The organism is Microbacterium sp. NPDC055502, from assembly GCF_053643635.1.
The window spans coordinates 2066175-2084872 of sequence record NZ_JBSHKJ010000001.1; the positions used below are offsets into that span (position 1 = coordinate 2066175).

The window sequence follows — 18698 nt, forward strand, 5'->3', positions numbered from 1 at the left end:
AGCACATCGGATTCACGTCCGCGCACGCCGTGACAATGCGGTCACAAGCAAAGGAGACACCCCATGAGCGGGCAGTCACAGGATGGGTTCACGCCCACCGGAACCATCGCGACGGCGGCCGACCGGCGCCGCGTCGTGTTCGCCACCGTCGTCGGGACCACCGTCGAGTGGTACGACTTCTTCATCTACGCCACGGCGGTCGGGCTCGTCTTCGGACAGCTCTTCTTCGCGCCGCTCGGCGCCAACAGCGCCCTGGTCGGCTTCGCCACGGTCGGCGTCAGCTTCCTGTTCCGTCCGCTCGGCGCGTTCCTCGCCGGCCACTTCGGCGACAAGCTCGGGCGCAAGGCCGTGCTCATGTGGACGCTCATCCTCATGGGCGCCGCGACCGCGCTGATCGGTGTACTGCCGACCTACGAGACCATCGGCGTGATGGCACCGATCCTGCTCGTGCTGCTGCGCATCGTGCAGGGCATCTCGGCCGGTGGCGAGTGGGGTGGCGCAGTGCTGATGGCCGTCGAGCACGCCCCGCGCAAGAAGCGCGGCATCTTCGGCGCCTCGCCGCAGATCGGTGTGCCGCTCGGACTGCTGCTCGCCTCCGGCGTCATGGCGCTCATGACGGCGATCGCCCCCGGCGACCAGTTCCTCGCGTGGGGCTGGCGCGTGCCGTTCCTGCTCAGCGTGGTGCTGATCCTCGTCGGCTACTACGTGCGCCGCCGCGTGGAGGAGAGCCCGGTCTTCGCCGAGCTCGCCGAGCGCAAGGAGAAGGCGAAGATGCCCATCGTGCAGCTGTTCCGCAAGCACGCGCTGCTCGTGATCATCGCGGCGCTCGTCTTCGCCGGCAACAACGCGGTCGGCTACATGACCACGGGCGGCTACATCCAGGGCTACGCCACCAACCCGGAGGGCCCGATCGGCCTCGAGCGCGGACCCGTGCTGTGGGCCGTCACCGGCTCGGCGGTGACCTGGCTGCTCACGACGCTGCTGGCGGGCTGGGTGTCCGACCGCCTCGGCCGTCGCACCACCTACCTCATCGGCTGGGTGCTGCAGCTGGTCGGCGTGTTCACGCTCTTCCCGCTCGTGAACACCGGCGAGATCGGCCTGCTGTTCGCCGGGCTCGCGATCCTCACGATCGGGCTCGGCTTCACGTACGGTCCGCAGGCCGCGCTCTACACCGAGCTGTTCCCGGCGAGCATCCGCTTCTCCGGCGTCTCGATCTCGTACGCGATCGGGGCCATCGCGGGCGGCGCGTTCGCGCCCCTGATCGCCACCGCGATCGTCGCGGAGACCGGTTCGACCGCGGGCGTCACCTGGTACCTCGTGGGCATGACCCTGCTGGGTCTGATCGCGACGCTCCTGCTGCGAGACCGCTCCGGCATCCCGCTGGGGCCGGATCACGAGGAGGAGCAGGCGGTCAGCCCGATCCGCGGTCTCGCGAAGGCCTGACGCCGAGGATCGATCCTGCGGGCGCCCCGTTGCCGGACGGCGACGGGGCGCCCGTTCGCATGGCCGGTGCGGTGCGCCCTCTCGCGCGTGCCCGGTGCCGTGCGCCCTCTCGCGCGTGCCCGGTGCCGGGCGTTCTCGCTCGCGCGCGCGGTGCCGTGCGTTCTCCCTCGCGCGCCGGTGCCGTGCGTTCTCCCTCGCGGGGCGAGGGCGCCATCGCGCGCCGGTGCGCGGCGATCGATCCGAGGATGCGGCGGGCGTGAGCCCCGGGTGGGATCAGCCGTCGAGGGCCTCGCGGATCACGGCGGCGGAGCGTTGCAGGCGGGCGGCGATGTCGGCGTCGTCGAGGTCGGTCGCCACGTGCACGACGGCGATCGCGCACGGGCGCTGCCCGCGCAGCACCAGCGGCACGGCGACGGCCTGCACGGTGGGGATGACCTCGTCGTGGCTCGTGGCGTACCCGCGCTCCGCGGCGGCCTCGACCTCGCGTCGCAGCGCGGGGGAGATGCCGTCCGGCCGCTCGGTGACCGGGAGCTGCGCCAGGATCGCCTTGCCGGGGGCGCCCACCGTCACCGGGTGCCGGGCGCCGGGGCGCTGAGCGACGCTGGCCACCGCGTGCCGCGGCTCGACGCTCGCGAGGGTGATGCAGTCGGTGCCGTCGAGCACCGCGAGGAAGCACGTCATGCCGAGCTCGTTGGCGATCGCGGTGAGCTCGGGCAGCGCCTCGGCCTGCAGGTCGTGCGCCACGCCGGCGGCGAGGGCGGCCATGCGTGCGCCGAGGCTGACGGCGCCCGCCGCGTCGCGGTTGACGAGCCCGTGGTCCTCTAGGGTGCGCAGGAGGCGGTAGGCGATCGAGCGGTGCACGTCGAGCCGCGCGGCGATCTCGTCGATCGTGAGCGCATGGCGTGCGTCGGACAGCACCTCCAGGATGCGGATCCCGCGGCTGAGCGTCTGCGAGGCGGGCGCGGCGGTCGGGCTCTCGGACATGCGGCTCCTTGCGGCGCGCGCGGCGCCGGTTTAGGCTGTGTTCAATAGTAGAACGGTGTGTTCGAATATAGAACACGCTCGTCTCGGACGCAAGACCCCGCAGCACCCGACAGCGACACCCGACAGCGACGTCCGGAAGGAATCGACGACGATGCAGTTCCACCACCACGGCTACGTGTCCGGAGACCCCCGCGTGCAGGACGCCGCGGGGATCGGCACCGACCGCCCCGCCGACCTCCCCGACGAGATCGACGTGCTCATCGTCGGGTCCGGCCCCGCCGGTATGCTCCTCGCGGCACAGATGTCGCAGTACCCCGACGTCTCCACGCGCCTCATCGAGAAGCGCGAGGGGCGACTCGTGCTCGGCCAGGCCGACGGCATCCAGCCGCGCAGCGTCGAGACCTTCCAGGCGTTCGGGTTCGCCGAGCGCATCATCGCCGAGGCCTACAACATCGGCTGGATGAACTTCTGGGGTCCCGACCCCGAGCACCGCGATCGCATCGTGCGCACCTCCCGCACCGCCGACTACGCCTACGACATCTGCGAGTTCCCGCACCTGATCGTCAACCAGGCGCGCGTGCTCGACTACTTCGCCGAGGCCGCGGCGAACGGGCCTGGCCGCATCACGCCCGACTACGGCGTGGAGTTCACGGGGCTCACCGTGCACGACGAGGGCGAGTACCCCGTCGAGGTCGGGATCCGCTACGTCGCGGGCGACCGCGCCGGCGAGGAGCGCACGATCCGCGCGAAGTACGTCGCCGGCTGCGACGGCGCCCGCAGCGGTGTGCGCCAGGCGATCGGCCGCACGCACGTCGGCGCCAGCGCCGCCCACGCCTGGGGCGTCATGGACGTGCTCGTCAACACTGACTTCCCGGACTGGCGCACCAAGTGCGCCATCAACTCGGCCGCGGGCAACATCCTCCACATCCCGCGCGAGGGCGGCTACCTCAGCCGGATGTACATCGATCTGGGAGAGGTCGCCGCCGACGACGACCACCGCGTGCGCCAGACGCCCATCGAGGAGATCATCCGCAGGGCGAACGAGATCCTGCACCCCTACACGCTCGACGTGCGCGAGGTCGCCTGGCACAGCGTCTACGAGGTCGGGCACCGCGTGACCGACGGCTTCGACGACGTGGACGAGGGCGAGTCGCGGACGCCGCACGTGTTCCTCACCGGCGACGCCTGCCACACGCACAGCGCCAAGGCCGGCCAGGGCATGAACGTCTCGATGCAGGACGGCTTCAACCTCGGCTGGAAGCTCGGCTCCGTGCTCACCGGCCGCGCGCCCGAGTCCTTGCTCGCCACGTACGGCGCCGAGCGGCGGCCGGTCGCGCAGCAGCTGATCGACTTTGACCGCGAGTGGTCGAGCCTCATGGCGCGCAAGCCCGAGGAGATCTCCGACCCGAACGACCTGGCCACGTACTACCTCGCGACGGCCGAGTTCCCCTCCGGGTTCATGACGCAGTACACGGGCTCCATGATCACGGGCACCGATGCGCACCAGGAGCTCGCGGTCGGGTATCCGCTGGGCAAGCGCTTCAAGTCCGCCGAGGTCGTGCGGGTCGGGGACGGCAACGTCGTGCACCTCGGACACCACGCGAAGGCCGACGGCCGGTGGCGCGTCTACGCCTTCGGCGACCGGACGGGCGAGGCGCTCACGGCCTGGGCCGAGGCCGCGGCACCCGTGTTCGCGCGGTTCACCCCGGCCGACGGCGACGAGGACGCGGTGTTCGACGTGAAGGCCGTGTACCCGCAGCCGTTCGAGGAGGTCGAGGTGACCTCGGCCCCCGCGCTGTTCCAGCCGAAGACGGGTCCCCTCGGGCTCACCGACTGGGAGAAGGTGTACGCCGCCGGTCCCAGCAAGTGGTGCGCGACGGACATCTTCGAGGCGCGCGAGCTGTCCCGCGACGGCGTCGTGGTCGTGGTGCGCCCCGACCAGTACGTGGCCGCGATCTTCCCGCTCGACGGGGTGGCGGAGCTCGAGGGCTTCCTGGAGGGCGCCTTCCTCCCCGCGCGCTGAGGTCCGCCGCATGACACGTGTCATGTCGAGGAGATGACACCGGGCTCCGGCGCCGCGGCCGGGCGGACGCGAGGCTGGAGGCATGAACGACACCTCTGCGGGCGCGATGGCGATGCGGGTCGCCCCTCGCCCGGCACCCGGACCCGACACCGAACCTGCGGCCGCTCCCGCGGACGCCCCGATCGTGCTGGAGCTGCGCGACGTGCGCCGACACTACGGCTCGGGCGACCGCCGCGTGCAGGCCGTCGACGGCGTTGACCTGTCGATCCGCCGAGGAGAGGTCGTCGCACTGCTCGGGCCCAACGGCGCGGGCAAGACCACGACGCTCGACATGCTGCTCGGCCTCACGGCCCCCAGCAGCGGGACGGTGCAGGTCCTCGGCATGACCCCGGAGCGGGCGACCGCGAGCGGAGCGATCGGCGCGGTGCTGCAGACCGGCGGGCTGCTGGGCGACCTCACCGTCGGCGAGACCGTGCGCCTCATCGCCTCGCTGCACGGCGGAGAGGCGATCGCGCGGGTGGGCGACGTGATGGCCAGGGCCGACCTCACGCGCCTCGCGCGCCGCCGGGTCGCGAAGTGCTCGGGGGGAGAGCAGCAACGCGTGAAGTTCGCCCTCGCGATGGTGTCCGACCCGGACATCCTCGTGCTGGACGAGCCGACCGCGGGGATGGACGTCACCGCGCGCCGGCACTTCTGGGACGTGATGCGTGCCGACGCGGACGCCGGGCGCACGATCGTGTTCGCCACGCACTACCTGGAGGAGGCGGAGCAGTTCGCCCGCCGCACCGTCGTGATGCACCGGGGCACCGTCGTCGCCGACGCCCCCACCGCCCTGCTGCGCGCGAGCCTGGGGGAGCGCACGGTCGCCGCGACCGTCGCGCCGGGGACCGCGGAGGCGCTCCTCGCCGCGGTGGCCGCCGCCGAGGGCGTGACCGGGGTGCGCCGGGACGGGGACCGCCTCAGCCTGCGCGCGACCGACTCCGACGCGGCCGCCCGGATCCTGCTCGACGGCGGTGCGCACGACCTGGAGATCGCCGCGCCCACGCTCGAGACCGCCTTCACCGCTCTCACGGAGGACTGACCATGCTCGTCTCACCCACCATGCTGCGCATCGAAGGCGTCCGCCAGCTGCGCAACCCGTACACCCTCGCGTTCACCCTGGCGATGCCCGTCGCCATGTATCTGCTCTTCGGGGCGGGCATGGGCTACGGCACCCTGTCCGCGGGGAACGGCAACGTCTCCTTCTACGTCATGACGTCGATGGCCGCCTACGGCACGGCGGTCGCGATGAGCTCGCTCACGTCTCTCGCCGCCACCGAGGCCAAGCAGGGGTGGGGGCGCCAGCTGGCGATGACCCCGCTCACCACGGCGGGGTACGCGCTCACGAAGCTGCTGACCGCGGTGTCGTTCGCGGCTCTGGCCCTCGTGGCCGTGTTCGTCGCCGGCATGCTCACCGGCGCGGAGGTCGAGGACGGGTGGCGCTGGGCCGCGACCGCCGGCATCATCCTCGGCATCGGCCTCATGTACGGACTGTTCGGTCTCGGTGTCGGCCTGTTCTTCAGCTCCGACTCGGCCGCCGCCCTCGCGTCCATCTCGATGACGTTCTTCGCGTTCTTCGGCAACGTGTTCATGCCGCTCGACGGGGTGATGCTCGACATCGCCCGCTTCACGCCGCTCTACGGCTTCGTCGCGCTGAGCCGCTGGCCGCTCACCGAGGGCGTGCTGACGACCGGGCAGACCGACCCGCTGTGGATGCTCTTCCTCAACGTGGCCGTGTGGCTCGCGGTGTTCGCGGTGCTGGTCGCGATGGGCATGCGGCGCTCCCGGGCGCGGCAGTGACCCGCGCCGGCCGACAGTAGGTTGGACGGATGACGCAGCGCACGCAGCGGGAGCGCTCCGGCAGCCCCCGAGCCTCCCGCGACGCCCTCCGGTCCGGCGCGGCCGGAGCTCCGGTCGCGTCGCCGCCTCCCGGCGCCGCGGACCGCTCCGGGAAGGAGCCGTGGGCACGGTTCGGATGGCTGATGGCCGTCATCTGGCTCGTGTTCCTGGTGTACCCGGTGATCGCCCTGCTGCACTCGACCGCACCGTTCGGGTGGGTCGTCACCGGCTGGGTGGCGCTCGTCGCCTTCATCGTCCTGTACGTCACGGGGTTCCTGCACGGCATGCGCGGCGGCGGAGGGCTCGGGCGGCCCCCGACGCCGCGCCAGTGGATCACCTTCGCGCTGCTCATCGCGTGCGCACTCGTGACCGTGCCGGCGGTCGGCGGTTCGGCGCTGAGCTTCCTTCCGTTCATCATGTCGTTCGCGTCGTACGGCCTCACCCGGCTGTGGCACTGGATCGCGACCGTGGCGGCGGTCGTGGTCGCCGCGGGGTGCGTGCTGCTCATCCCCGGCAACCTGACGTACGCGTCGGTCCTGGCGATCGTGGCGCTGCTCGGGGTCGTCAACACGGTGTCGACCTGGCTGATCCTGCGCTCTGCCGAGGCGGAGCGCCTCGGACTGGAGCTGGCGACGAGCGAGGGGCGCGAGGCGGTCGCACGCGACGTGCACGACCTCATCGGCCACTCGCTGACCGTCGTCGGCCTCAAGGCCCAGCTCGCGCGACGCCTGATGGACACGGACCCCGAGCGGGCGCGGGCCGAGCTCGCCGACATCGAGCGCCTGACCGCGGAAGCCATCGCGGGCGTGCGGCAGACCGTCTCGGGGGCGCGTGCGACCACGCTGATCGAGCAGCTCGCCGCGACGGGGGACTCCCTGCGCGCGGCCGACATCCGGCTCGAGACCACGGGCGGGCCCGAGGCGCTCTCGCCCGCGCAGGCCATCACCGCGAGCTGGATCCTGCGCGAGGCGACCACGAATGTCCTGCGTCACGCGCGGGCGGACACGGTTCGGGTGCTGTTCGCGCCGGGGCGGGTGGTCGTGGAGGACGACGGCATCGGCTGCGCCTCCCGCGCCGTCGACGGCAACGGCGTCCGCGGGATGCGCGAGCGCGCCGCGGCCGCGGGAGCGTCGTTCTCGATCGGACCCGCGGGGGCGTCGGGCACGCGGGTGGAGGTGACGTGGTGAACGCGGACACGGGAGCGGGCGACAGCATCCGGCTGCTGATCGCGGACGATCAGGCTCTCGTGCGCGGCGCGCTCGCGGCCCTGCTCGACCTGGAGGCCGACCTGACCGTGAGCGGCATGGCGTCGGACGGAGCGGAGGCGGTGCGGCTGGCGGCCGAGGTGCGTCCCGACGTGTGCCTGATGGACATCCAGATGCCGGGCGTGGACGGGGTCGAGGCGACGCGGCGGATTCGTGAGGTCAGCCCGGGCACGCGGGTGCTCGTGGTGACCACGTTCGCCAGGCCAGGCTACCTGCGGTCGGCCCTCGACGCGGGCGCGAGCGGCTTCATCGTGAAGGACACTCCCGCGGAGGATCTCGCCGAGGCCGTGCGCCGCGTGCACTCCGGGCTGCGGGTGCTCGACCCCGCGCTCGCCGAGGAGAGCCTTTTCGACGGGGCGAATCCACTCAGCGACAGGGAGCGACAGGTGCTGCGGCTCGCCGCGGACGGCCGATCCGCCGCCGCCATCGCCGCGGAGGTCTTCCTGTCGGCGGGCACGGTGCGCAACCATCTGTCGGCTGCGATCGGCAAGACCGGTGCGGTCAACCGGGCGCAGGCGGTGCGCATCGCCTCGGACAAGGGCTGGATCTGACGCGGACCCTGCCGCGGCGGTGGCGGGTGTCGGTGCCCCGGCGTACCGTGAGCCGCGACGGGCGAGGGAGCCCGGACAGGAGGAGTGCGTGATGGAGTGGAAGATCGAGCTCATCTTCGTGCCCGTGTCGGACGTCGACCGGTCGAAGGAGTTCTACGAGAGGGTCGGCTTCCACGCCGACTGGGACCACACGCCGACGGAGGGGCTGCGGTTCGTGCAGATGACGCCGCCCGGGTCGGCCTGTTCGATCGCGTTCGGCACGGGCCTCGGGGTCGCGCTGGAGCCCGGGCAGCAGAACTCGATCCAGGTGGTCGTGCCGGATGCCGACGAGGCGCTGGCTCATCTGCGCGGCCTCGGCGTCGAGGCGCGCGGGGTGCAGGAGCTCGACTGGGGGCGGTTCGTGTCGTTCGACGACCCCGACGGCAACACCTGGACCCTGCAGGAGCTCCCGGACTACAGCGCGCAGGGCTGAGGGACACGCGCGTCTCGGCGCGTGCACGGGATCGCGTCGGGGGCACGGGACGCCCGCACGGCCGAACCGTGCCCTCGACAGCACGTCGAACGCTCGAAGCGCGCCGGGCGGGGAGAGGGCGTCACCCGATCCGCACCGCGCCGCCGGAGACGAGGATGCCGCCCGTCGCGGGCACGGCCACGCGCAGTTCGCTGGGGCGTCCGACATGGGCGCCCTGGCGGATGCGCACGCTGTCGCCGGGGAAGCCCTGGGCGCGCAGGTACGCGCCGACCGAGGCCGCCGCGGAACCCGTCGCCGGATCTTCCGTGATGCGCCCGACCGGGAACAGGTTGCGGGCCTCGATGTCGGCCGGATCCTCGGCGTGCAGCACGGTCACCGTGCCGAGCCAGCCCTGCTCGCGCATGAGGGCGGCGACCGCGGCCGGGGCGAAGCGGAACTGGTGGAACAGCTCACGGTCGGCGACGAAGACGATCGGGTGCCAGTTGCCCGCGAACGCCTCCCGCACGGGGAAGCGGGGGTCGACGTCGTCCGCGGTCATCCCGAGCAGTCCGAGCAGCCGGTCGCGCACCGCCGGGTCGAGGTCGCGCACCTGCGGCTCGACGCTCGTGAACGACACCGTCACCTGCCCGTCCGCGTCGGCGAACGACTCCATCGTCACGGCACCGGCGGCCGTCTCGAACACCACCGTGCCCGGGCCGTCGCGCTCCGCCAGTGCCACCGCCGTCGCCACCGTCGCGTGACCGCAGAAGGGGACCTCCGCGGCCGGCGACCAGTACCGCACCCGCAGCCGTGCCCCGTCATCGGAGGCGCCGGTCACGAACGCGGTTTCGGAGTACCCGACGTCGGCCGCGATCCGCTGCATCTCCGCATCGTCGAGGCATCCGGCGTCGAGCACCACCCCCGCGGGGTTGCCGCCGTCCGGCGTCGCCGCGAACGCGCTGAAGCGGAGGATCTCGGGGGCATCCGTCATGGGGCGAGCCTAGCGGCGGGCCCGGTCAGGAGTTCACGCGGATGATCTCCTGCTGATACGGGGCGATCACGTCGCCGGAGATGCGCAGGTCGACGACGAGGAAGCGGCGCGTCGCCGGGTCCTCGGCGGTCCACGCGGCGAGCCGGTCGAGGTCGGCCAGCGTGCGCACCACGAGCCCCTCCGCCCCGACCGCGGCACCGAACGCCGCGAAGTCGACCTCGGGGATGCGCATCGGCGCCTCGGCGAGTCCCTTCAGGCCGTAGAGGTTGACCTCGGCGCCGTAGGCCGCGTCGTTCCACACGACCGCCAGCCCGCGGCCACCCGCGGCGCGGACGGCCGACTCCAGGTCGGCGATCGCCATCAGCCCGCCACCGTCGCCCGAGGTCAGCACGATCGTCGAGTCCCGGCGGGCCAGGGCGGCGCCCACCACGCTCGGCCAGCCCTGACCGATCGACTGGAAAGCCGTGCCGACCATCATCATGCGGTCGGGCGCCGCGACCGGCCAGTACATGTTCGCCCAGCCGATGAAGTGCCCGCCGTCCGACACCACCACGCGGTCCTCCGGCAGCAGCTCGGCGATGCGGCGCGCGGCCGAGCGGGGGTCGAGGCGTCCGTCTGGCGCGAGCTCGTCACCGGCGTCGTACGTGCGCGCGGCTGCGACATCGACGCTCTCGCGCCACGGACGGGTCGGCGTCGCGTGCTCCGCCGCGGAGCCGGTGCCGGAGTGCCGGCTCTCGTCGCCGAGGTCGTCCCCGGCGGTCGGGGGAGTGGCGCCGGTGAGCCGTGTCACGAGCGCCTCGGCGGCGAGCCGCGCGTCGGCCCGCACGAACCCGCCGACGTGGGCGTGCGTCGCGGCCGGGGCGACGTCGATCTGGAACACCCGCGTGCCCGGGGCGAACAGCTCGCCGAACCGCATCGTGAACTGGTTGAGCGAGGCACCGAAGACCACGGCGACGTCGGCCGTGCGCACGAGCTGCATGGCCCCGCCGGCACCGAACCCGCCCGTCACGCCCAGGTCGTACCGCGACTCGGGGAAGACGCCGCGACCGAGGGCGGACGAGGCGGTGAGCGCACCGGTCAGGGCGGCCAGCTCGCCCAGGGCGGCGCCCGCTCCGGCGAGCCACGCGCCGCGGCCGGCGAGGAGGAACGGACGCTCGGCGCCGCGCAGCGCCTCCGCGATCTCGTCGAGCATGCCCTCCGCGAACTCGCCACGGGGCGCGAGGGGAGCGGGCAGCCGCGGCGCGGGCGCCGCCGGGACGTCGCCGGCCTCCAGGGCCGCGACGTCGTAGGGGATCGCGAGCACGACCGGGACACGGTAGGTCAGCGCGTGCTCCACCGCGATGACCGTGGTCGCTGCGGCGTCCGCGCGGCCGACGGTGTAGGTGCGGGCGCCGACGGCCGAGGCGAGCGCGATCTGATCCACGTCCCACGGGCGGGGGCCCGACGTGGGCTCGTCGCCCACCACGAGCACGAGCGGGACGTGCGCCTGCACGGCCTCGGCCAGCGCCGTGATGGTGTTCGTGAAGCCCGCGCCATAGGTCGAGGTGCCGGCGGCGATGCGCCCGGAGGCGCGGAAGTGCGCGTCCGCGGCGACCACGGCGCCCTGCTCGTGCCGCACGGCCGTGAAGACGGCGTCGGTGTGCTTCTCGATCGCGTCGAGGAAGTAGGCGTTGCCGTTGCCCATCACCCCGAAGACGGCATCGACGTGCTGGGCGAGGGTGAGGGCGACGTGCGCGGAGACCGTGGGCATGGGGGTGCCTTTCGAGAGACAGGGACGGAGGGACTGCGGGATCCGTATGTGTCTCGCCTCCGCGACATCGCGAAGCGCTTCGTGCCTCTTTTTCAGGCACCGGCCGGGCCGGACCAGCCCAGTCTAGCGGCGGCTCCTGCCTCGCGGATGCGCGAGAATGGACCGATGACGGATGCGGCGATCGAGCGCGAGACGCTCACCTGGGACGGCTTCGGCGCGGCGACGCGCGACCTGGCGCGGAGCATCCTCGCCAGCGGCTTCGAGCCGGAGGTGGTCGTCGCGATCGCCCGCGGGGGACTTCTCCCCGCCGGTGCCATCGCCTACGGCCTCGGCGCGAAGAACTGCGGCGCGATCAACGTCGAGTTCTACACCGGCATCGGCACGGTGCTCGACGCCCCCGAGGTGCTGCCGCCCGAGCTCGACATGGCGTACCTCGACGGTCGCCGCGTGCTGCTCGTGGACGATGTGGCCGACTCCGGCCGCACCCTCGCCCTCGCGGTGCAGCTGCTGAAGGACAAGGGCGCCGACGTGCGGTCGGTGACGATCTACACCAAGCCCTCCACGATCATCCAGCCCGACTACGCCTGGAAGGGCACCGATCTGTGGATCAACTTCCCGTGGTCGTTCCAGGGCACCGTGCGCGAGGAGGACGAGGGCCTCGCGCCCTCCGCCTGACTCAGCCGCGCAGCAGCGCCCGCAGCGTCTGGATCGTGTCGGCCTCGGCCGGGGTCTTGTCGTCGCGGTAGCGCTTGACCCTGGCGAACCGCAGTGCCAGTCCCCCCGGGTAGCGCGGCGACCGTTGCACGCCGTCGATAGCGATCTCCACCACCAGCTCCGGTCGCAGGAACACGGTCGAGGCGGTGCGATGCGACTCGTGCGCCGGGAACTCCTCGGTCTGCCACTCCAGCAGCGCGTCGGTCAGGCCCTTGAACGTCTTGCCCACCATCACGAACGAGCCGGGGTCGCCGAACTCGCCCTCCGGATCGCGGGCGCCGAGGTGCAGGTTCGACAGCCACCCGCGCCGTCGGCCGGAGCCCCACTCGGCCCCGAGCACGACCAGGTCGTACGTGAGGACGGGCTTCACCTTGACCCAGGACTTGCCGCGGCGGCCGGCGGCGTAGGGGGCGTCGACGGCCTTGACCACAACGCCCTCGTGTCCGGCCGCGAGGGCCTCGCGCGACAGCTGCTCGGCGGCCTCGGGGTCGTCCGTCACGATGCCCGGCATGCGCCAGTCGCCCGCGACGGCCGCGAGCACCTCCTGGCGCACGGACAGCGGCTCGTCGAGCAGGTCGCGGCCGTCGAGGTGCAGCACGTCGAAGAACCACGGTCGCAGGGCGAGTTCGCGCGCGGCGTCGGCCCCGAACCGCGACATGGTCTCCTGGAACGGTCGTGGCCCGCCGTCTTCGTCGAGCGACAGCGTCTCGCCGTCGAGGATCACGTCGTGTGCGGGCAGCGTCCGCACGATCTCGACGATCTCCGGCAGGCGGTGCGTGACATCGGCGAGGCTGCGGGTGTAGATGCCCACGTCGTCGCCGTGCCGGTGCACCTGGATGCGGGCGCCGTCGAGCTTGTACTCCACGGAGGCGCGGCCCGTGATCTCGAGCGCGGCGGTGGGCGTGGCCGCGGTCGCCGCCAGCATCGGCAGCACCGGGCGGCCCACCCGCAGCCCGACCTCCTCCAGCGCGCCCTCGTCTCCGGTCAGCGCCAGACGGGCGGTCTCCCCGAGGTCGCCCGAGAGCATCGCCGCGCGTCGCACGAGCGCGATGGGCTGATCGGACGCCCGGGCGATCGCGTCGAGCAGCACGCCGCCGAGCGCCCCCGTGCGCAGCTCGCCCAGCATGGCCCTGGCGAGGAAGTCCCACTCCGCGGCGGTGGACCGCGTGGCCAGGGCGCGCAGGAGGTCGCTGCGGACGCCGGCGGAGCCAGCGCCCGACGCGGTGGACAGCTCCTCGAACGCGTGGTCGACCTCGGCGATCGTGAGACTCGACTCCGCGGCATGGGCGATGTCGAGCGACGACAGCCCGCGCCAGCCCACCCCCAGTCGCCCCTGCCGCGGGGAGGCGAGCAGGAGACCCACGAGCGCGGGCACGACGGCCTCGTCCGCACCGCGCAGCAGCTCGGCGATCGCGTCGATCTTGGCGAGGCGCGACGAGGTGGACGCGACCTTCTCGGTCGTGGTGACGAGCTCGGAGAGCAGCATCCCCGCATCATGCCACCGGCCGCGGACACCGCGGAAGGAGCTTGACACCGCCCGCCCTGGGGCGGGGGTGCTCGTTCAGCGCCCGCGGAACTCCGGCCTGCGCTTCTCCTGGAACGCGGCGAAGCCCTCGCGGTAGTCGTCGGTGTCGCACAGGGCAGCCTGCGCCGCGTTCTCGATGCCGACCGCATCCCACAGCGTCAGCTTCTCGTCGCGGATCCGCGCCACGAGCTCCTTGCTCGCCAGGAACGCTGCCGTCGCGCCCCGGGCGGCAGCGGCGGCGGCCTCCGCGGTCGCCGACACCACCTCGTCGTCGGGGAACACGCGGGAGAACAGGCCCGACTGCACGGCCTCGGTTCCGCTCATCAGGCGCCCGGTATAGATGAGGTCGAGCGTCTTGTGCGCGCCGAGCCGGTCGAGGAACAGCGCGTGACCACCGGAGTCGAGCGTGGCCCCCAGGGCCGCGAACGGGGAGCCGATCTTCGCGGACTCGCCCACGTACACCACGTCGGTCGCGATCAGCAGTCCGAGTCCGACGCCCAGACAGGCCCCGTGCGCGACCGCGAACGTCGGTGCCGGGAACCGCGCCATCCGCTGCAGCAGCGGGGTCACGGCGCCGCCGAGGTAGCCGAGCACGTCGTCGTCGCGCGGGTCGACCGCCGAGATGTCGCGACCGGCGCAGAACGCCCTGCCCTCGCCGCGCAGGACGAGTGCCCGCACCCCGGCGTCCTCCGCCGCGTCGTAGGCGGCGTCGAGCTCGTCGAGCGCGGTCTCGTCGAGGGCGTTGAGCTTCGCGGGCGCGTTCAGGACGACCGTGGCGACGTCGTCGGCGATGGTGAGGTCGATCATGGGGCCCTCCGGATCAGACGTCGTAGTCGACGACCAGGCGGTCGCTCGTGGGGTGGGACTGGCACGTCAGCACGTAGCCGCGCTCGAGCTCGTCGGGTTCCAGCGCGTAGTTCTCCGTCATGGTGACGCTGCCCTCGATCACCCGCGCGCGACACGTGCCGCACACGCCGCCCGCACACGCGAACGGGGCGTCGGGGCGCACCCGCAGGGCCGCGTTGAGCACCGACTCGCGTGCCGCCACGGGGCTCTCCACCGTCGAGGAGACGCCGTCGAGGTTCACCTCGATGCGCACCGTCTTCTCCCCGGCGCTCACCGTCACGGGGCGCGCGGCCCGCACCGGCTCGTCACCCGTGGTGAACAGCTCGAACCGGATGTGCTCGCGCGGCACGCCCACGTCGGCGAGCACCGCGCGGCACAGGTCGACGAGCGCGAGCGGCCCGCACAGGAACCACTCGTCCACATCGGAGGGGTCGATCAGCGATCCGAGGATCGTGCGCAGCTTGGGCTCGTCGAGGCGGCCGGACAGCACGGGGGCCGTGCGCTGCTCGCGCGACAGCACGTGATGCAGCGTGAGCCGGGTGGGGTAGCGGTCCTTCAGGTCGGCGAGGTCCTCCAGGAACATCACGTCGAGGGTCGAGCGGTTCGTGAACAGCAGCGTGAACCGCGAGGTCCGCGACCGCGTCAGCACGGTGTGCGCGAGGGCCATCAGCGGAGTGATGCCCGATCCGGCGGCGATGCCCACCACGTGCTTCTGGTCGAGGTCGTCGAGCCCCGAGGTGAAGGTGCCCTGCGGGCTCATCACGTCGATGCGGAAGCCGGGGTGCAGACCCGTCTGCGCCCACGTGGAGAAGAGCCCGCCCTCGTCGCGCTTGACCGCCACGCTCAGGCGCGTCGGCCGTCCGTCGGTGCGGTGCTCGGGAGCGCGGCACAGCGAGTACGAACGCCGCACCTCCTCGCCGTCGAGGGTCGTGCGCAGCGCCACGTACTGGCCCGGCAGATGGTCGTAGTCGTCGGCGAGCTCGGGCGGCACCGTGAAGGTGACCTCGACGGAATCCTCGGTCAGCGGACGCACGTCCTCGACCTCGAGCGTGTGGAACCGCGCGCGCGTGCGCTCGCGGGAGGCGGGTGCGGCAGCCGCGGGCGGCGTCGCCCGCGCGGGGGAGAACAGCGACATCAGTGCACCTTGAAGTGGTCGAAGGGTTCCAGGCACGCGCGGCACTCGTACAGCGCCTTGCACGAGGTCGAGCCGAAGCGCGACACCTCACGGGTGTCGAGCGAGCCGCAGCGCGGGCACCGCACGCTCAGCGCGAGCCGGATGGGCCCCGACGACACCGCGGCGCGGCCGCTGGGCGGGGCGATGCCGTACTCCCGGAGCTTCTGCGCGCCGGCGTCGCTCATCCAGTCGGTGGTCCACGCGGGGGACAGCACGAGCCGCACCTCGACCTGCGCCCAGCCCGCCGCGGTGAGCGCCAGCACGACGTCGTCGCGGATGGTGTCCATCGCCGGGCAGCCGCTGTACGTCGGGGTGATGTCGACCCGCACCGTGTCGCCGTGCACCTCGACCGCGCGCAGCACGCCGAGGTCCTCGATCGTGAGCACGGGCACCTCGGGATCGGGCACGGCCGCGGCGATCCGCCACGCCTCGGCCCGCGACCCGGCCGCTGTGCCGGTCACCACGACGCCCCCGGGTGCCGTCGCGCCAGCACCTGCATCTCGGCGAGGAGGTGGCCCAGCGGGGTCGCATGAGCGCCGCGGCGGCCGCCCGCCGACGACGCCGACACGGCGGGGACGGCGAGGTCGGCCTCGGCGAACACGGTGTCCACGACCGCGTCGAACCCCGGGCGCAGCGCGGAGGGGCGCACGGCCGCGTCGCCGAGTCGATCGATGAGCGGCTCGTCGCGGAACAGCTCGTCGACATACGGCCACACGTCGGTCAGGGCCCGGATCATCCGCGCGCGAGACTCGTCCGTGCCGCCCGCGAGCCGCAGCACCCACTGCACGGCGTGGTCGCGGTGGTAGTCGACCTCCTTGAGGGCCTTTTCCGCGATCGCCGCCAACGTGGGCTCCGAGCTCGCGCGCAGGGCGGCGTACAGCTCCACGAGGTACACCGACACGACGAACTGCCGCGCGATGGTCTGGGCGAAATCGCCGTTGGGCTGCTCCACGATCCAGGCGCTGCGGAACTCGGGCTCGTCGCGGAAGTAGGCCAGGTCGTCCTCGGAGCGGCCGTCCCAGGATCCGGCGAAGTGCAGGAACGAGCGGGCATGCCCGAGCAGGTCGAGCGCGATGTTGCCGAGCGCCACGTCCTCCTCCAGCTCCGGCGCGCGGGAGATCCACGCGCCGAGCTGCTGCGACAGGATCAGGGCGTCGTCGCCCAGCCAGAGCGCGTACTCGGCGAGGTCGGCGCTGGTCGCGGTGGTGCCGGCGCCCGCCAGCTCCTCGCTCAGCCGCAGTTCGTCGACAGAGACGTCTCCGTGCACGTCGGTTCCGTGCACGTCGGTGTGCCCGTGCTGCTGCGCGCTCACAGGTGCGGCACCCCCTCGGAGGCGGTGTAGTACACCGCGTGCCGGTAGTTCTTGCCGGCCGGGCTCTCGAAGTAGGCCCCCTTGGCGTCGGGGTCGCTGGTGGTGATGGCGCCGGCCGGCACGGCCCAGATCGACACGCCCTCGCCGCGCCGGGTGTAGAGGTCGCGGGCGTTGCGGATCGCCATGTCGGCGTCTGGCGCGTGCAGCGAGCCGACGTGCACGTGGCTCAGGCCGCGGTTCGCGCGCACGAAGATCTCCCACAGGGGCCAGGGCTCGCGCTCGTCGGCGCCGGGGGTGGCCATCACGCGACCGCCTTCGTCTTGAGGGCCTGCTTGCGGGCGTACTCGGCGGCGGCCTCGCGCACCCAGGCGCCCTCCTCGTGGGCGGTGCGGCGGCGCTCCAGCCGTTCCGCGTTGCACGGTCCGTTGCCGCGCAGCACCTGGAAGAACTCGTCCCAGTCGATCTCGCCCATCTCGTAGCGGCCGGTCTCCTCGTCGAAGCGCAGGTCGGGGTCGGGCAGGGTGACGCCGAGGATCTCGGCCTGGGGCACGAGCATGCTCACGAAGCGCTGGCGCAGCTCGTCGTTGGAGAAGCGCTTGATCTTCCAGGCCATCGACTGTGCGGAGTTGGGGGACTGGTCGTCGGGCGGGCCGAACATCGCCAGGCTCGGCCAGTACCAGCGGTCCACGGCGTCCTGCGCCATCTGCCGCTGCTCCTCCGTGCCGCGCATGAGGGTGAGGAGGATCTCGAAGCCCTGCCGCTGGTGGAACGACTCCTCCTTGCAGATGCGCACCATCGCCCGGCCGTAGGGGCCGTAGGAGGCGCGGCACAGCGGCACCTGGTTGCAGATGGCGGCGCCGTCGACGAGCCAGCCGATCGCCCCCATGTCGGCCCAGGTGGGGGTGGGGTAGTTGAAGATCGACGAGTACTTGGCCTTGCCGGAGATGAGCTGGTCCATCATCTCGTCGCGCGTGATGCCGAGGGTCTGCGCGGCGGAGTAGAGGTAGAGCCCGTGTCCGGCCTCGTCCTGCACCTTCGCCATCAGGATGGCCTTGCGCTTGAGGCTGGGCGCGCGCGTGATCCAGTTGCCCTCCGGCTGCATGCCGATGATCTCGGAGTGCGCGTGCTGGGAGATCTGCCGGATGAGCGTCTTGCGGTACGCCTCCGGCATCCAGTCGCGCGGCTCGATGCGCTGCTCGTTCGCGATGAGCTCCTCGAACAGGCGCTCCTCCGCGGAGGCCTCGTCCGTCACGAGGGACAGGTCTGCAGGACTGGTCATCGTCGACTCCTCGCCATCCGGCCTTCTTTACTGACCGATCGTTAGGTAATTCTGACACAGCGATCGTCGGTATTCAACCGGCGCCGGATCAGAGCGAGCGCGACACGAGCGCGAGCAGGGCCCGGCCGTAGGCCTCCGCGGGGTCGGGGTGCTCGAACGTGAGCGGCTCCCCGGCGATCTCGATCTCCACGCGGAACGTGTCTGGCAGCCGGACGAGGGCGCGGAACGTACCGCGGAGAAGTTCGCGCAGCTGATCCTCGCGGGGCAACCACACCGCATCAGCCAGGGTCACCGCATCGAGCGCCCACTCGGTCGTGCCGTTGAACGCCAGGTCGGTGCCGCTGGGGGTCTGCCGCGCCTCGATCGTCATCCCGCTCACGGTGAACACGTCGGCCTCGGCCTCCAGCTCCACCTCGTCGGGGAGGTCCAGCTGGAAACGGTCGCCCTCCGCGGGGTGCCAGGTGAGTCCCGCATCGCGCAGGGCGACGGCGAGTTCGCGCGTGATCATCCCT

At 72.5% G+C, this 18698-nt stretch carries 19 protein-coding genes; 8 read left to right on the forward strand and 11 right to left on the reverse strand.

All coding sequences use genetic code 11. From position 1 onward, the window contains the following. The first annotated feature begins 63 nt into the window (after positions 1 to 63). Positions 64 to 1443 carry an MFS transporter gene (locus ACWH95_RS10080; protein ID WP_136036963.1) on the forward strand — a complete coding sequence of 460 codons (1380 nt, stop codon included), beginning with the start codon at positions 64 to 66 and terminating at the stop codon, positions 1441 to 1443. A 273-nt stretch (positions 1444 to 1716) separates the two neighbouring features. On the opposite strand, the gene ACWH95_RS10085 is transcribed toward ACWH95_RS10080, so the two are convergent. Beyond that, positions 1717 to 2427, reverse strand: a complete 711-nt coding sequence (locus ACWH95_RS10085; protein ID WP_206251614.1) for an IclR family transcriptional regulator — start codon at positions 2425 to 2427, stop codon at positions 1717 to 1719. A gap of 151 nt (positions 2428 to 2578) precedes the next feature. Between ACWH95_RS10085 and ACWH95_RS10090 the strand changes: the two genes are divergently transcribed. The 6 genes from ACWH95_RS10090 (at position 2579) to ACWH95_RS10115 (ending at position 8616) form a co-directional block, all read left to right on the forward strand. After that, positions 2579 to 4450 carry an FAD-dependent monooxygenase gene (locus ACWH95_RS10090; protein WP_136028479.1) on the forward strand — a complete coding sequence of 624 codons (1872 nt, stop codon included), beginning with the start codon at positions 2579 to 2581 and terminating at the stop codon, positions 4448 to 4450. An 82-nt stretch (positions 4451 to 4532) separates the two neighbouring features. Continuing rightward, positions 4533 to 5531: an ABC transporter ATP-binding protein gene (locus ACWH95_RS10095; RefSeq protein ID WP_206251612.1), complete on the forward strand. Its 999-nt coding sequence runs from the start codon at positions 4533 to 4535 to the stop codon at positions 5529 to 5531. Positions 5532 to 5533: 2 nt separating this feature from the next. Beyond that, entirely contained in the window at positions 5534 to 6289 is a 756-nt protein-coding gene (locus ACWH95_RS10100) for an ABC transporter permease (RefSeq protein WP_136028501.1), read from the forward strand. 29 nt (positions 6290 to 6318) lie between these two features. After that, positions 6319 to 7515, forward strand: coding sequence for a sensor histidine kinase (locus tag ACWH95_RS10105; RefSeq protein WP_454120600.1), 1197 nt, complete (start codon positions 6319 to 6321; stop codon positions 7513 to 7515). Beyond that, positions 7509 to 8144 (forward strand): response regulator transcription factor, encoded by a 636-nt coding sequence (locus ACWH95_RS10110; RefSeq protein WP_136028503.1) that lies wholly within the window; start codon positions 7509 to 7511, stop codon positions 8142 to 8144. The genes ACWH95_RS10105 and ACWH95_RS10110 overlap by 7 nt, the downstream gene beginning before the upstream one ends. Positions 8145 to 8235: 91 nt before the next feature. After that, the gene (locus tag ACWH95_RS10115; protein ID WP_136045970.1) at positions 8236 to 8616 is read left to right on the forward strand and encodes a VOC family protein; all 381 of its coding nucleotides are present in this window, start codon (positions 8236 to 8238) and stop codon (positions 8614 to 8616) included. A 121-nt stretch (positions 8617 to 8737) separates the two neighbouring features. Here ACWH95_RS10115 and ACWH95_RS10120 read toward each other — a convergent pair whose 3' ends face one another. After that, entirely contained in the window at positions 8738 to 9586 is an 849-nt protein-coding gene (locus ACWH95_RS10120; protein WP_454120601.1) for a PhzF family phenazine biosynthesis protein, read from the reverse strand. Between the two features lie 25 nt (positions 9587 to 9611). Beyond that, a complete protein-coding gene (locus ACWH95_RS10125) occupies positions 9612 to 11336 on the reverse strand; it encodes a thiamine pyrophosphate-binding protein (protein WP_454120602.1) in 1725 nt (574 codons plus the stop codon). Between the two features lie 165 nt (positions 11337 to 11501). Between ACWH95_RS10125 and ACWH95_RS10130 the strand changes: the two genes are divergently transcribed. Further along, complete coding sequence (locus tag ACWH95_RS10130; RefSeq protein ID WP_454120603.1) at positions 11502 to 12011, forward strand: phosphoribosyltransferase; 510 nt, start codon at positions 11502 to 11504, stop codon at positions 12009 to 12011. A gap of 1 nt (position 12012) precedes the next feature. Here the strand turns inward: ACWH95_RS10130 and ACWH95_RS10135 are convergent, their stop codons facing one another. The 8 genes from ACWH95_RS10135 to ACWH95_RS10170 all read right to left on the reverse strand — a co-directional run bounded on the left by ACWH95_RS10135 (position 12013) and on the right by ACWH95_RS10170 (position 18694). Then, the gene (locus ACWH95_RS10135; RefSeq protein ID WP_454120604.1) at positions 12013 to 13536 is read right to left on the reverse strand and encodes an ATP-dependent DNA ligase; all 1524 of its coding nucleotides are present in this window, start codon (positions 13534 to 13536) and stop codon (positions 12013 to 12015) included. 75 nt (positions 13537 to 13611) lie between these two features. Further along, the gene (locus tag ACWH95_RS10140; protein WP_454120605.1) at positions 13612 to 14382 is read right to left on the reverse strand and encodes an enoyl-CoA hydratase/isomerase family protein; all 771 of its coding nucleotides are present in this window, start codon (positions 14380 to 14382) and stop codon (positions 13612 to 13614) included. Between the two features lie 13 nt (positions 14383 to 14395). Continuing rightward, complete coding sequence (gene paaE / locus ACWH95_RS10145; protein ID WP_136030008.1) at positions 14396 to 15556, reverse strand: 1,2-phenylacetyl-CoA epoxidase subunit PaaE; 1161 nt, start codon at positions 15554 to 15556, stop codon at positions 14396 to 14398. Next, complete coding sequence (paaD, locus tag ACWH95_RS10150; RefSeq protein WP_136035818.1) at positions 15556 to 16056, reverse strand: 1,2-phenylacetyl-CoA epoxidase subunit PaaD; 501 nt, start codon at positions 16054 to 16056, stop codon at positions 15556 to 15558. The genes paaE and paaD overlap by 1 nt, the downstream gene beginning before the upstream one ends. Then, positions 16053 to 16907 carry a 1,2-phenylacetyl-CoA epoxidase subunit PaaC gene (gene paaC / locus ACWH95_RS10155; protein ID WP_366627194.1) on the reverse strand — a complete coding sequence of 285 codons (855 nt, stop codon included), beginning with the start codon at positions 16905 to 16907 and terminating at the stop codon, positions 16053 to 16055. The genes paaD and paaC overlap by 4 nt, the downstream gene beginning before the upstream one ends. Further along, positions 16904 to 17209 carry a 1,2-phenylacetyl-CoA epoxidase subunit PaaB gene (gene paaB, locus ACWH95_RS10160; protein WP_454120662.1) on the reverse strand — a complete coding sequence of 102 codons (306 nt, stop codon included), beginning with the start codon at positions 17207 to 17209 and terminating at the stop codon, positions 16904 to 16906. Before paaB ends, paaC begins: the two co-directional genes overlap by 4 nt. After that, positions 17209 to 18186 carry a 1,2-phenylacetyl-CoA epoxidase subunit PaaA gene (gene paaA / locus ACWH95_RS10165; RefSeq protein ID WP_136030268.1) on the reverse strand — a complete coding sequence of 326 codons (978 nt, stop codon included), beginning with the start codon at positions 18184 to 18186 and terminating at the stop codon, positions 17209 to 17211. The genes paaB and paaA overlap by 1 nt, the downstream gene beginning before the upstream one ends. Positions 18187 to 18274: 88 nt before the next feature. Then, positions 18275 to 18694 carry a pilus assembly protein CpaE gene (locus ACWH95_RS10170; protein WP_136030270.1) on the reverse strand — a complete coding sequence of 140 codons (420 nt, stop codon included), beginning with the start codon at positions 18692 to 18694 and terminating at the stop codon, positions 18275 to 18277. Positions 18695 to 18698 lie beyond the last annotated feature (4 nt).